Below are 14,974 nucleotides of genomic sequence, written 5' to 3' on the forward strand. Positions count from 1 at the left end.
TGTTTGTTTCGTTTAGTTTTCAAAGTTCAATATCGCGTTTCAGCGACTTTTATAATATATCATAGTATATTATTTTCGTCAACAAGTTTTTTCGATAAGTTGTATCTCTCATTTGCTGACTCTGCCTATTATATAGGCTTTCTCTTCCCTATGCAAGTATTATTATAAAAAAATAAAGAGAGGGAAAATCCCCTCTCTTATTCTTCTGAAGAAACCTCTTCACTCGTTTCTTCCTCTTCATCTTTTTGTGCTTTTGCTACCGTCGCTACCTCTTGGTCTTCCTCTAATCGAATTAGACGAACACCTTGTGTATTACGTCCCATTTGAGAGATTTGATCAACTGGCATACGAATAATAACGCCTGCCGCTGTAATTAACATAATATCTTCTTCACCTGTAACAGATTTAACAGCTACTAATTTACCGTTCTTATCTGTAATGTTACAAGTTTTCAGACCTTTACCACCGCGGCTTTGCAGACGGTATTCATCAATCGGTGTACGCTTTCCGTAACCATTTTTCGTTACAATTAGAACATTTACATCCTCTTCGACAATTTCCATACCTACAACTTGGTCTTCATCGCCCAACGTAATAGCTTTAACACCTGCAGCATTACGTCCCATAGAACGAACATCTTGTTCATTGAAACGAATTAGCATACCGTTACTTGTCCCGACAATAATATCCTTATCACCCGATGTTAAACGTACAGATATTACCTCATCCTCTTCACGAAGAGAAATTGCAATTAAACCATTTGTACGTATATTTGCAAATGATGAAAGTGGCGTTCTCTTAGAAACCCCTTGTTTTGTCGTAAAGAATAAGAACTGATCGTCACCAAATTCACGAATCGGAATAATAGCGTTAATCCACTCACCCTTATCTACCCCTAATAGGTTAATAATTGGTAGTCCTTTTGCAGTACGACTATACTCTGGAATTTCATATCCTTTCGTACGGTATACTTTACCCTTGTTTGTAAAGAATAAAATATGATCATGAGTAGACGTTGTTAATAAATGTTCAACAAAGTCATCATCATTCGTACCCATTCCTTGCACACCACGTCCCCCACGGTTCTGTGTTTTGTACGTAGAAGCTGGTAACCTCTTAATATAACCGTTATGAGTTAACGTAATCGCAATGTTTTGTTCAGGAATTAAATCTTCATCTTCAATAAATTCCATACCGCCAATTGTAATTTCTGTTCGTCTCTTATCATTGAAACGCTCTTTTACTTCTGTTAATTCTTCACGAATAATCTCAAGAACTTTTTCTTCATCTGCTAAAATCGCTTTTAATTCAGCAATTAACTTCATTAAGTCTTGATATTCTTGCTCAATTTTTTCACGTTCTAATCCAGTTAAGCGTTGCAGACGCATATCTAAAATTGCTTGCGCCTGTTTCTCACTTAAACCAAAACGTTCCATTAAGCCTTGCTTGGCAATATCTGCCGTTTTTGAACTACGAATTAACGTAATAACTTCATCAAGATGATCTAAAGCAATTCGTAATCCTTCTAAAATATGAGCACGTGCTTCTGCTTTTTCTAATTCATAAGCAGTACGTCTACGAATTACTACCTTCTGATGCTCTAAATAATGATATAGATTTTGTTTTAAATTTAGTACTTGTGGCTCCCCATTTACAAGAGACAACATATTAATACCGAAACTTGTTTGAAGCGCTGTATGTTTATATAGATTGTTTAATAGTACGTTTGCATTAGCATCACGACGTACTTCCATGACAATACGCATACCATTACGATCTGATTCATCACGTAAATCTGTAATACCTTCAATTTTCTTATCGCGAACTAATTCTGCGATTTTTTCAATTAATCGTGCCTTATTAACTTGATAAGGTAGTTCAGTTACGATAATAGATTGTTTACCGTTTGACTTCTCTTCAATTTCAACCTTAGCACGAAGCATAATGGAACCGCGACCTGTTTCATAAGCTCTTCGAATTCCACTTCTTCCTAAAATTAAACCTGCCGTCGGAAAGTCTGGACCGGGAATATATTCCATTAATTCCGCGATAGTAATATCAGGATTATGACTTAATGCCAGCACACCATCAATTACTTCGCCAAGCTGATGCGGCGGTATATTTGTTGCCATACCAACAGCAATACCTGTTGTACCGTTTACTAATAAATTAGGGAAACGCGCTGGTAGTACTATCGGTTCTCTTTCGGAACCATCATAGTTATCTTGATAATCAATTGTATTTTTTGAAATATCACGTATTAATTCCATAGAAATCTTAGACATTCTTGCCTCTGTATAACGCATTGCAGCTGCTGAATCTCCATCTACAGAACCGAAGTTACCATGCCCATCTACAAGCATATAACGTTGACTAAAATCTTGCGCCATACGTACCATTGTTTCATAAACGGCTGAATCACCATGAGGGTGATACTTACCGATTACTTCACCGACAATACGTGCTGATTTCTTATACGCTTTATCAGCTGTAATTCCTAAATCATTCATCGCATATAAAACCCTACGATGCACAGGTTTTAATCCATCACGAACATCTGGTAATGCACGAGATACGATAACACTCATTGCGTAATCTAAAAATGAGGTACGCATTTCATGACTAATATTAATTTCTCGAATTCGTGCTTGTTGTTGATTGTCTGACATCAACGAGCACCTCCTCTTACATTTCCGTTACACATACATTGATTTATATGTAGAAGACAGGAATACTTAGATTCCTGTCATTACTCATTTAAATATCAAGGTTCTTCACGTATTTTGCATTCTCTTGGATAAAGTTACGACGTGGCTCTACTTTATCTCCCATTAAAATTTCAAATGTTTCGTCTGCTTCAATTGCATCTTGAAGGGAAACTTGAAGTAATGAACGTACTTCTGGGTCCATTGTCGTCTCCCATAGCTGAGTTGGATTCATTTCCCCTAGACCTTTATAACGCTGAATCCCTGGCTTAGGTTGGGCCGGTAATTCTGCTAAGATTTTTTCAAGTTCCTTATCGTTGTAAGCATATTGAATTTTTTTACCTTGTTGTATTTTAAACAACGGCGGCTGTGCAATATAGATATAACCACACTCAATTATTTGACGCATATAACGATAGAAGAACGTTAATAATAGGGTACGAATATGTGCACCATCAACATCGGCATCGGTCATAATAATAACCTTATGATAGCGTGCTTTTTCAATATCGAAGTCTCCACCAATATTTGTACCAATCGCCGTAATAATTGTACGAACTTCATCATTTGATAAAATCTTATCTAAGCGTGCCTTTTCCACATTAATAATTTTACCCTTCAGCGGTAAAATTGCTTGGAAATGACGATCGCGTCCTTGTTTTGCAGATCCACCCGCAGAGTCACCCTCTACGATGTAAATTTCACTAATTGCTGGATCTTTCGAAGAGCAATCAGCTAATTTACCAGGTAAACTTGAAACTTCTAACGCACTCTTTCGACGTGTCAATTCACGTGCTTTTTTCGCAGCTACACGTGCACGTGCAGCCATCGTACCTTTTTCTACAATTTTTCGCGCTACATTAGGATTTTCTAGTAAGAACTTTTCAAACGCCTCTGAGAATACAGACTCTGTAATTGTTCTCGCTTCACTATTCCCAAGTTTTGTCTTCGTTTGTCCTTCAAATTGTGGATTTGGATGCTTGATTGATACAATTGCTGTTAAACCTTCACGAACATCCTCACCAGTTAAATTACTGTCCGCATCTTTTAAAATGCTATTTTTACGACCATAGTCGTTGATTACACGAGTTAAAGCTGTTTTAAAACCTACCTCATGTGTACCACCTTCATACGTATGGATGTTATTCGTAAATGAGTAAATATTATTTGTGTATCCCTCGTTATATTGAAGAGAAACCTCAACCTGAATACCATCTTTTGAACCTTCTACGTACACAGGCTCTTCATGAATCGGTTGTTTTGAGCGATTTAAATGCTCAACGTATGATTTAATTCCACCTTCGTAATGGAATTCTTTCTTTTGCTTATGTTCACGTTTATCTTCAATTGTTAATTTAATATTACGATTTAAAAACGCTAATTCACGCATACGAGTTGCTAGCGTATCAAAATCGTATACTGTTGTTTCTTGGAAAATTTCCGGATCTGGTTTAAATCGAGTTATTGTTCCTGTTTGATCTGTGTCACCAATGACTTTTAAATCCGCAACCGGAATACCTCTTTCGTATTTTTGGTAATGGATTTTACCTTCACGATGTACAAATACTTCTAATTCTGTTGATAGAGCATTTACAACCGATGCCCCAACACCATGTAAACCACCAGAAACTTTATAACCGCCACCGCCAAATTTACCACCGGCGTGGAGAACAGTCATAATAACTTCTACAGCTGGACGTCCCATTTTTTCTTGTATACCAACCGGAATACCACGCCCATTATCCGTTACACGAATACTATTATCTTCTTCGATACTAACATTAATTTCATCACAATAACCTGCAAGTGCTTCATCAATACTATTATCTACGATTTCCCACACAAGATGGTGAAGCCCTTTTCCACTTGTAGATCCAATATACATACCAGGGCGTTTCCGAACTGCCTCTAGTCCTTCAAGCACCTGTATCTGACTTTCATCATATGCATTTTCTTGCATTTGCTTTTGTTCCATTGACACAAAGATCACCTACTTTTCCATTTAAACAGGGGTTATTCCCTATCTATTTCACAATCTACAGTGCCGTTCGTTACATGAATTGTTTTCGCTTCTTTTAATGTTTCGTGTTCAATTCCGTCGACACTCGTCGTTGTAACAAATGTTTGCACTTTTCCTTGAATTGTATTTAAAAGATGTGATTGACGATAATCATCTAATTCTGATAAAACATCATCCAACAAAAGGATTGGATATTCTTTAACCTCTGAATAAATCAATTCAATTTCAGCTAATTTTAGGGATAGTGCGGTCGTTCGTTGTTGTCCTTGCGAACCAAAGACTTGAACATTTTTACTATTAACGAAGAATTGTAAATCGTCACGATGAGGACCAATTAAAGTCGTACCACGGAAAATTTCACGTTGTTTCACAGATTGAAAACTTTCATAGTATACTTCTTTTATTTTCGACAAATCCATTGATTCTGATACATCTACACTTGGTTTATAGACAATTTCTAACTCTTCTAATCCACGGCTTATACCTCGATGAATTGGAGCTGCCCATTCCTGTAGCAAATGCAAAAATTCAAAACGTTTTTGCAGTATTTTCGCACCATGCTCAATTAGTTGAAGTGTAAATACATCCAACATCGTTTCCTCATTCTTACTATTCCCTTGCATTTTTTTCAACAAGTGATTTCGTTGCGTGAGCACCTTTTGATATTGACTTAATTCATACAAATATACAGGAGCTATTTGTCCTAATTCCATATCTAAAAAGCGTCTTCTTACTTGAGGGCTTCCTTTTACAAGATTTAAATCTTCTGGGGCAAACATGACAACGTTCATCACGCCAATATATTGACTTAACTTTTGTTGTTCAAGTTGATTTAATTTTGCCTTTTTACCTTTTTTCGAAATATTTAATTCCAAAGACAAAGAACTGTTTCTTTTTTGTAATTTCCCCTTTATTTGACCAAAATCTTCATCCCAGCGGATAAGTTCGCGATCATTAGAGGTTCTATGAGATTTCGCCATCGCTAAAACATAAATAGCTTCCATCAAATTTGTTTTCCCTTGTGCATTTTCGCCGATAATTACATTTACCTTATCTTCAAAGGAAAGCTCTAATTTTTCATAATTGCGATAGTTTTTTAATTGTATTTCTGAAATAAACAAAGGGCTCCCCCTTTATGCCTGAACTTGGAAAGTTCCGCTTCCTGGAATTTCAATAACATCATTCGCATATAGTTTGCGACCTCTTCTATTTTCAAGTTCGTTGTTCACGTACACTTCATATTCTTGTAAAAACCATTTTACAGCGCCACCTGTATCAATTACATCAGCTAACTTTAAAAATTGTCCTAGTGTAATATACTCTGTTGAAATTTTAATACGTTTCATAAAATCGCTCACTTTCTGAAAGTGTTCATTCTTTCATTGTACTAAATAAACTAGCATTAGGAAAGTAATACCCAAAAATCAAATAAGGGCCACTAGCATCTTTAAACTAGCAACCCTTATTCCTTACCTAGTAAGTACGAACCGGTAAAATTAATTGAATAATTGAATCATCATTTACTGTACGAATTAAGAACGGTCTCATTGCCCCAGTAAAGCTAACTTTAATCTCTGTACTATCCAAAGCTTTTAATGCATCCATCATATATTTTGCACTAAAAGATATTTTTAACTCTTCTCCATCTACTTTTTCGCATTGTACTTCTTCGACAACTTTTCCGATTTCTGGTGAATTCGAAGAAATCTCTAGCATTTCTTGCTCTAAAGTTGATAATTTAACAACGTTATTGCGGCCATCTCTTGCTAATAGTGAAGCACGATCAATTGCTTGTAGGAATTCTTTTGTATTTACAAAAATATCCGTTTTACTCTCTGCTGGAATTAAACGTGTCGTATCAGGATAATTTCCTTCTAACAATCTTGAGAAGAATAATAAATGTTTTGTACGGAATAATACTTGATACTCCGTAATAACGATATCTACCATTTCTTCAGACTCATCTAAAATTTTACTTAATTCATTTAAGCTCTTACCTGGAATAACAACATTAGCTTGGAATTCATCTGCAATGTTATGTCCTTCAATTTTTGCTTTTCGAAGTGCCAGTCTATGACTATCTGTTGCAATACAAGTTAACTCGCTGTTATATACCTTCCAGTTTACACCTGTCAAGATCGGTCTTGTTTCAGAAGTAGAAACTGCAAATACAGTTTGTCTGATCATATGCTTAAGTAAATCTGTTGGTATCTTAAATACATGATGTTCTTCAATCTGTGGCAATAACGGATATTCTGCAGAATCTAAACCATTTAAGTTAAACTCTGATTTTCCAGATTTTATTTTTGTCATAAAATGATTTTCTACAGAAATTTCGACAGTGTCTTTAGGTAGTTTTTTTACAATCTCACTAAAATATTTTGCCTGTAAAACAATGCTTCCTGATTGAGCAATTTCTACGATTTCTTTTCCATCTTCTTCGACTGGAATAAACGATTCAATAGAAATATCAGCATCGCTTCCTGTTAATGTAACCCCTTCTTCAGTAGCTACAACTTTAATTCCCGTAAGGATGGGGATTGTTGTACGAGAAGAAACTGCCTTCATTACATCTTGTACACCTCTTACAAGATAGTCTTTTTGTATTGTAAAACGCATAAAGAAAAACCTCCGGTAAGTATAAGATTTTATTTAATTAATAAAGATAAAAAAATAATAGTAATAGTAATAGGGCTTGTGGATATGTGGATAACCCCTATAAAGGATGTAAAAACAGTCTATCTACATGTGGATAGACTGTGCGTAAAACAAGGTAAGTTATTCACACTATTCAGCTACTACTTTAAAATACCATTAATTTCTTCAACTTGCTTTTGTAATTGCGTATCGGTTTTTAGTAGTTTAGAGATTTTTTCATGGGCATGGATAACTGTTGTATGATCACGTCCACCAAATTCTTCACCTATTTTTGGTAAAGAGGAATCTGTAAGCTCGCGCGATAAATACATTGCAATTTGGCGAGGAAACGCAACTGATTTGGTACGTTTTTTCGCTTTAAAATCTTCTAATTTCACTTGATAAACATCCCCGACAGCTTTTTGAATATCATAAATAGAGATAATTTTTGGCTTAGAATTTGGAATAATATCTTTAAGTGCTTCAGCTGCTAAATCAGCATTAATATCTTTATTAATTAAAGATGAATAAGCTACAACTCGGATAAGTGCACCTTCTAATTCACGAATATTTGAATCAATTTGATTTGCGATATAAAGCATAACTTCATTTGGTATATCAAGCCCTTCAGCTTTTGCTTTTTTGCGTAAAATCGCAATTCGTGTCTCTAAATCTGGCGGCGTAATATCTGTAATAAGCCCCCATTCAAAGCGGGAACGAAGACGATCTTCTAAAGTCGGAATTTCTTTTGGTGGTCGATCACTAGAAATTACAATTTGTTTACTTTCTTCGTGTAATGCATTAAATGTATGGAAAAACTCTTCTTGAGTTTGTTCTTTTCCAGCAAGAAATTGAATATCATCTATCAATAAAACATCTACGTTGCGATATTTATTACGAAAATCAACAGCCTTATTATCACGAATAGAGTTAATAAATTCATTTGTAAATTTTTCTGATGATAAATATACAACTTTTGCATTTGGATTATGTTCAATTACATAATGACCAATTGCGTGCATTAAATGCGTCTTTCCAAGCCCAACTCCCCCGTAAATAAAGAGTGGGTTATACGCTTTAGCTGGCGCCTCGGCTACAGCTAAAGAAGCTGCATGGGCAAAACGGTTACCAGAGCCGATAACAAATGTATCAAATGTATATTTTGGATTTAACATGCTCTGTGGTAAATGAGCTGAATCATCTTGTGCTGGATTCGGCTTAACTGGAGGCAGATCAATATCCTCTTCAGCTTGACTTTGGGGAATAATAAAGCGAATTGCTAATTTTGCCCCTGTTAAATCGTATAGTGTTTCTGAAATTAGTTCGGAGTAATGAGATTCTAGCCAGTCACGAGCAAATTCATTTGGAGCTGTAATCGTTAATACGTCTTTCTTCAAGTTATGAGCCGTTGTTGATTTTAACCATGTCTCATAACTAGGCTTGCTTACCTTTTTTTCTAATTCTTTTAAGGCACTATTCCATAAATCAGAGATATTTTCCAAAGGTGTCCCTCCTTTACTAAGATGGTAAAAGAATAAGGTTGCGCAACAAATGTACAACCCAATAAATATAAAATGTATATTTATACGAAACGTATTTTAAAACCTAAAAACGTCGTTTGTATATGAGATAGGGTTTTCGACAAAAAAAACAAATGTGGACAACTATTTACCCACATGTGATTAAAACTGTCCACATGTTATACACAAACTGTGGATAAAATAAAGGTGTGGAAAACTTATTCAAAGTGAAAACACAACTATAATATCAAAAAAAAGTGGCTATAGCAATGAATTTAAGAAAGTTATCCACAAAATCAATACCTTGTGGAATAAACTTGTCCACAACACGATATACTGTGTAAAAGTGCGAAAAAAGTTTGTGGATATAAAAAACGTGAAAAAACATTTATCCACAAGGAAATATAGGTGCTGTGTAAAAGTATGTGAATAGGTTCAAAATGAATATTTGATGAAAATTTCTAGAACCATTGACATTTTCCTAGTTGATTAACTATAATTTATAGGACTGTCTTTAACAGATATTCCTCAGGGAGGTGTCATATAATGAAAAGAACTTACCAACCAAATAAACGTAAGCGCAGCAAAGTACATGGTTTCCGCAGCCGTATGAGCACAGCGAACGGACGTAAAGTGCTAGCAGCTCGTCGTCGTAAAGGAAGAAAAGTATTATCTGCGTAGACCACTGATCGTTCAGTGGTCTTTTTTTCTAATAATAGTGAATTTCCGCTGATGAAATACAGGAGTGTCAATTGATATGAAGAAAAAACATCGTATAAAGAAGAATGATGAATTCCAGGCGGTTTTTCAAAAAGGAAAATCAAATGCGAATCGTCAGTTTGTTGTATACCAATTAGATAAAGAAGAACAGCCAAACTTTCGCATCGGCCTTTCTGTTAGCAAGAAAATTGGAAATGCAGTAGTTCGTAATCGAATTAAGCGCATGGTCCGTCAGGCTATTACAGAGTTAAAAGATGAGATAGATTCTGGGAAAGATTTTGTTATAATAGCAAGGAAGCCTTGTGCAGAGATGACATATGAAGAAGTAAAGAAAAGCTTAATTCATGTCTTTAAACGCTCTGGTATGAAAAGAATAAAAAAGTAGCGTAAGGAAATGAATTACACTATATACATACCGATACAAGGAGGAGTAGGCTTTGAAAAAGAAATTAGGTTTACTAGCCATGGTCGTTGCATTAATGGCGATTGCCACCGGTTGTAGTGAAACGGGTCAGCCGATTACATCGAAAAGTACTGGGATTTGGAATGAATATTTCGTATATCCGCTTTCTCAGTTAATCACGTATTTTGCCGACTTATTTAACAGTAATTACGGTTTAGCAATTGTTATTACAACTCTTATCATTCGTTTTGCATTATTACCACTAATGATTAAACAAACGAAGAGTACGAAAGCGATGCAAGCGTTACAACCGGAAATGGTGAAGTTAAAAGAGAAATATAGCTCTAAAGATCAAGCGACACAGCAAAAACTGCAGCAAGAAATGATGCAGTTATATCAAAAAAATGGTGTAAATCCATTAGCTGGTTGTTTACCAATCTTTATTCAAATGCCAATTCTGTTCGCTTTTTATCATGCAATTATGAGAACAGCTGAAATTAAACAACATAGTTTCTTATGGTTCGATTTAGGACATGCAGACCCGTTCTATATCTTACCGGTCGTTGCAGCAATTACGACATTTATTCAGCAAAAGCTTGCAATGGCAGGAACAGCTGGTCAAAATCCGCAAATGGCAATGATGCTTTGGCTTATGCCGATTATGATTTTAATCTTTGCAATTAACTTCCCAGCCGCATTATCACTTTACTGGGTTGTTGGTAATATCTTTGGTATTGCTCAAATGTACTTTATCAAAGGGCCAGAAATTAAGGCTAGCAAAGCTGGAGGCTCAAGCAAGTGAGTGTAATTACTGCTAAAGGACAAACAGTCGAGCTGGCAGTAGAGGATGCTTTAAGGCAATTAAATACATCAAAAGATCGAGTAGATATAAATATTGTCGATGAGGGTAAAAGAGGATTCTTAGGTTTATTTGGGAATCGTCCTGCAGTAGTAGAAGTTTTATTGAAGAAAGATCCAATTCAAGAATGTGAAGAATATTTAAGAAATGTTATTCACGATATGGGTGTGGAAGTTGAGATTAGTAAAATTGTAAAAGGACGCGAAATTGAATTTACAATTTCTGGTGATAATGTAGGTGTTTTAATTGGGAAAAGAGGTAATACATTGAACTCTTTACAGTATTTAACAAAACTTGTCGCGAATCGTAACACGAAGCAGTATATCAGTATTACACTAGATGCTGAAAATTATCGTAGTAAAAGAAAAAGTACGTTAGAATCACTTTCTTATCGATTAGCGAAACAAGTATTTAATACGAAAAAAAGAGTTATTTTAGAACCGATGCCATCTTTTGAACGAAAAATTATTCATCAGGCATTATCAAATCATCAAGGTATCAATACAACTTCTGAAGGAAATGAACCACATCGGCATGTTGTAATATCTCCTAAATGACCGGTTGCTCAAATGAGTGCCGGTTTTTTTGAGCGAAAAATAGATGTGGATAACTAAAAAACACTAAACTTATCCACTGTGAATAAGTTTAGTGTTTTTTACATGGGGATATAATAAAATGAGTTATTCTTCTTTTGTAGATAGGTTCGTTATGGTATCCTAATAATTTAGTGAAAGAAATAATCATGTTGAAATAGAGATAAATAAGCAAGTGAGGTGAAAGGACATGGAATTTGATACAATTGCTGCGATTTCCACAGCGCTTGGAGAGGGTGCAATTGCCATTGTTCGAGTAAGTGGGGATGATGCGGTTGAGAAAGTTGGCCGTATTTTTAAGGGGAAGGATTTAACAGAGGTTCCTTCTCACACTATTCATTATGGTCATATTGTTGATTTAGATACAAATCAAGTTATTGAAGAAGTTATGGTGTCTATTATGCGCGCACCAAGGACTTTTACACGTGAAAATATAGTGGAAATTAACTGTCACGGTGGACTTGTTTCAGTAAATAAAGTATTGCAACTTATTCTAGCACAAGGAGTACGATTGGCAGAACCGGGCGAATTTACAAAACGTGCTTTTTTAAATGGACGTATCGATTTATCACAAGCAGAAGCGGTTATGGATTTGATTCGAGCAAAAACAGATCGTGCGATGAATGTAGCAATTAATCAAATGGAAGGGCGATTATCTAAATTAATTGGTCTTTTGCGTCAAGAAATATTAGAAACATTAGCTCATGTTGAGGTAAATATAGATTATCCAGAATACGATGATGTAGAAGAGATGACACATAATATTTTAATTGAGAAAGCGACGCATGTTCGTTCGGAAATCGAAAAAATATTAGAAACATCAAAACAAGGGAAAATTTTACGTGAAGGTATTGCTACGGCAATTATCGGTAGACCTAACGTTGGGAAATCATCGTTATTAAATAGTCTTGTTCAGGAGAAAAAGGCAATTGTAACTGATATTGCAGGAACAACTCGTGATGTTATTGAAGAGTACGTTAACGTGCGTGGTGTACCTCTTAAACTTATAGATACAGCCGGTATTCGGGAGACAGAAGATGTTGTTGAACGAATTGGTGTGGAACGTTCAAAAGAAATGATGAGCCAAGCGGATTTAGTATTAGTTGTTGTAAACTATAGCGAGGCTTTAACAAATGAGGATGAAGATCTATTCCGTGCGGTACAAGGAAAAGAATTTATTGTTATTGTGAATAAGACTGATTTACCGCAAGCGATTGATATGGAACGTGTTACAGAGTTAGCCGCGGGAAATCGTGTTATTACAACATCCTTAATTGAAGAACAAGGAATAGATGAACTCGAAAAGGCAATAGCTGATTTATTCTTTGAAGGAACAATCGATTCTGCAGATATGACATATGTTTCTAATGCGAGACATATTGGATTATTAACACAAGCAGGAAAAACAATCGGTGATGCAGTTGAGGCGATTGAAAATGGTGTACCAATTGATATGGTACAAATTGATTTAACAAGAACGTGGGAAATACTTGGTGAAATTACTGGGGACACAGTGCATGAAAGCTTAATTGACCAGTTGTTCTCTCAATTTTGTTTAGGAAAATAATATAGTGAAGTTTTAGAAAGATAGAGATTATTAGGAGGAATAAACAATGGGATACAATGCCGGTTCATACGATGTCATAGTAATCGGTGCAGGTCATGCAGGATGTGAAGCTGGTCTTGCGGCAGCACGAATGGGCTCAAAAACATTAATGTTAACAATTAACTTGGATATGGTAGCATTCATGCCATGTAACCCTTCTGTTGGTGGACCAGCAAAAGGGATTGTTGTTCGTGAAATTGATGCATTAGGCGGAGAAATGGGACGTAATATTGATAAAACTCATATTCAAATGCGTATGCTAAATACAGGTAAGGGACCAGCCGTACGTGCACTTCGAGCGCAAGCTGATAAATTCTCTTACCAACATGAATTAAAGAAAACAATTGAAGAAACACCAAACTTAACGTTGTTCCAAGGAATGGTAGAGCGTTTAATTGTTGAAGAAGGTGTATGTAAAGGGGTAGTTACACAAGCTGGTGCAGAATATACAGCAAAAACAGTTGTAATTACAACTGGAACATTTTTACGCGGCGAGATTATCATGGGCGACTTAAAATATTCAAGCGGTCCAAATAATCAGCAGCCGTCTATTACATTATCTGAGCATTTAGAGGAGCTTGGATTTGATCTTGTTAGATTTAAAACAGGGACACCTCCGCGTGTAAACAGTAATACAATTGACTACAGTAAAACAGAAATTCAACCAGGTGATGATAAGCCACGTGCGTTCTCTTTTGAAACAACGAAATTTATTATGGATCAAATTCCATGTTGGTTGACATATACAAGTACAGAAACACACCGTTTAATAGATGAAAATTTACATCGTTCAGCTATGTATTCTGGTATGATTAAAGGAACAGGTCCTAGATACTGTCCTTCTATTGAAGACAAAGTAGTAAGATTTAATGATAAACCACGTCATCAAATTTTCTTAGAGCCAGAAGGGCGTAATACACAAGAAGTATATGTACAAGGTTTATCCACAAGCTTACCAGAAGATGTACAACGTGACATGCTTAGAACAATTCCAGGCCTAGAAAATGTAGAAATGATGCGTACAGGTTATGCAATTGAATATGATGCAATTGTGCCAACACAACTATGGCCAACACTTGAAACGAAAAAGATTAAAAATTTATATACAGCAGGACAAATTAATGGAACTTCTGGTTACGAAGAGGCGGCCGGACAAGGGCTTATGGCTGGAATTAATGCAGCATGCCGTTCTTTAGGTAAAGAAGAAGTTGTTTTAGGTCGCGAGGATGCTTATATTGGCGTCTTAATTGATGATCTTGTAACGAAAGGTACAAATGAACCATATCGTTTATTAACGTCTCGTGCAGAATACCGTCTATTATTACGCCACGATAATGCTGATCTTCGTTTAACTGAAGTTGGTCGTAAAATTGGATTAATTAAAGAAGAGCGCTATGAGCGATTTACAAATAAAAAATTACAAATTGAACAGGAAAAGGAACGTTTAAGCAGCATTATTATTAAACCACGTCCTGAAGTTCAAGAATTAATTCGCAATATTGGCGGAAGTGAATTGAAAGATGGAATACGTGCAAGTGACTTATTACGTCGTCCAGAGATGACATATGAGCATATTCATCTTTTAGTACCAAGTGAAGTAGAATTAAGTGATGAAGTTAAAGAACAAGTTGAAATTCAGATTAAGTATGAAGGATATATTGAAAAATCTTTACAGCAAGTAGAGCGTATGAAGAAAATGGAGAATAAAAAAATCCCTGTAGATATTGATTATGATGCGATTTCTAGCATTGCTTCAGAAGCTAGACAGAAATTGAAAGATGTTCGTCCACTTTCAATGGGGCAGGCTTCACGTATTTCTGGCGTAAATCCAGCGGATATTTCCATTTTACTTGTGTATATAGAACAAGGAAAAATTGCACGCGTATCGAACCAATAAATAGTAAGGAGATA

The 14,974-nt window shown here is 35.6% G+C and carries 12 protein-coding genes; 6 read left to right on the top strand and 6 right to left on the bottom strand.

Translation table 11 applies throughout. The annotated features are described in order from the left end of the window. Positions 1 to 197: 197 nt before the first annotated feature. From gyrA to dnaA, 6 genes are all read right to left on the bottom strand, one after another. Positions 198 to 2,669: a DNA gyrase subunit A gene (gyrA, locus tag HMPREF2590_RS03675; protein ID WP_001282864.1), complete on the bottom strand. Its 2,472-nt coding sequence runs from the start codon at positions 2,667 to 2,669 to the stop codon at positions 198 to 200. Positions 2,670 to 2,757: 88 nt separating this feature from the next. Then, positions 2,758 to 4,680, bottom strand: a complete 1,923-nt coding sequence (gyrB, locus tag HMPREF2590_RS03680; protein WP_000435982.1) for a DNA topoisomerase (ATP-hydrolyzing) subunit B — start codon at positions 4,678 to 4,680, stop codon at positions 2,758 to 2,760. A 38-nt stretch (positions 4,681 to 4,718) separates the two neighbouring features. After that, positions 4,719 to 5,846 (bottom strand): DNA replication/repair protein RecF, encoded by a 1,128-nt coding sequence (gene recF, locus HMPREF2590_RS03685; RefSeq protein ID WP_000470745.1) that lies wholly within the window; start codon positions 5,844 to 5,846, stop codon positions 4,719 to 4,721. A 12-nt stretch (positions 5,847 to 5,858) separates the two neighbouring features. Continuing rightward, complete coding sequence (yaaA, locus tag HMPREF2590_RS03690) at positions 5,859 to 6,071, bottom strand: S4 domain-containing protein YaaA (RefSeq protein WP_000821364.1); 213 nt, start codon at positions 6,069 to 6,071, stop codon at positions 5,859 to 5,861. 127 nt (positions 6,072 to 6,198) lie between these two features. Then, complete coding sequence (gene dnaN, locus HMPREF2590_RS03695) at positions 6,199 to 7,344, bottom strand: DNA polymerase III subunit beta (protein WP_001212884.1); 1,146 nt, start codon at positions 7,342 to 7,344, stop codon at positions 6,199 to 6,201. Positions 7,345 to 7,523: 179 nt separating this feature from the next. Further along, complete coding sequence (gene dnaA, locus HMPREF2590_RS03700; protein ID WP_000428017.1) at positions 7,524 to 8,864, bottom strand: chromosomal replication initiator protein DnaA; 1,341 nt, start codon at positions 8,862 to 8,864, stop codon at positions 7,524 to 7,526. A 564-nt stretch (positions 8,865 to 9,428) separates the two neighbouring features. On the opposite strand from dnaA, the gene rpmH reads away from it, so the two are divergent. The 6 genes from rpmH (at position 9,429) to mnmG (ending at position 14,960) form a co-directional block, all read left to right on the top strand. Next, the gene (gene rpmH / locus HMPREF2590_RS03705; RefSeq protein WP_000831901.1) at positions 9,429 to 9,563 is read left to right on the top strand and encodes a 50S ribosomal protein L34; all 135 of its coding nucleotides are present in this window, start codon (positions 9,429 to 9,431) and stop codon (positions 9,561 to 9,563) included. A 76-nt stretch (positions 9,564 to 9,639) separates the two neighbouring features. Next, positions 9,640 to 9,987 (top strand): ribonuclease P protein component, encoded by a 348-nt coding sequence (gene rnpA, locus HMPREF2590_RS03710; RefSeq protein WP_000726621.1) that lies wholly within the window; start codon positions 9,640 to 9,642, stop codon positions 9,985 to 9,987. Positions 9,988 to 10,039: 52 nt separating this feature from the next. Next, a complete protein-coding gene (gene spoIIIJ / locus HMPREF2590_RS03715) occupies positions 10,040 to 10,807 on the top strand; it encodes a YidC family membrane integrase SpoIIIJ (RefSeq protein ID WP_000727737.1) in 768 nt (255 codons plus the stop codon). Then, the gene (gene jag, locus HMPREF2590_RS03720) at positions 10,804 to 11,421 is read left to right on the top strand and encodes an RNA-binding cell elongation regulator Jag/EloR (protein ID WP_000111512.1); all 618 of its coding nucleotides are present in this window, start codon (positions 10,804 to 10,806) and stop codon (positions 11,419 to 11,421) included. The genes spoIIIJ and jag overlap by 4 nt, the downstream gene beginning before the upstream one ends. 226 nt (positions 11,422 to 11,647) lie before the next feature. Beyond that, a complete protein-coding gene (gene mnmE / locus HMPREF2590_RS03725) occupies positions 11,648 to 13,024 on the top strand; it encodes a tRNA uridine-5-carboxymethylaminomethyl(34) synthesis GTPase MnmE (RefSeq protein ID WP_000393763.1) in 1,377 nt (458 codons plus the stop codon). 46 nt (positions 13,025 to 13,070) lie between these two features. Next, entirely contained in the window at positions 13,071 to 14,960 is a 1,890-nt protein-coding gene (mnmG, locus tag HMPREF2590_RS03730) for a tRNA uridine-5-carboxymethylaminomethyl(34) synthesis enzyme MnmG (RefSeq protein ID WP_000541055.1), read from the top strand. Positions 14,961 to 14,974: the final 14 nt, after the last annotated feature.

Origin of the sequence: Bacillus sp. HMSC036E02 (genome assembly GCF_001836235.1) — a bacterium.
GTDB classification, from domain to species: Bacteria; Bacillota; Bacilli; order Bacillales; family Bacillaceae_G; genus Bacillus_A; species Bacillus_A cereus.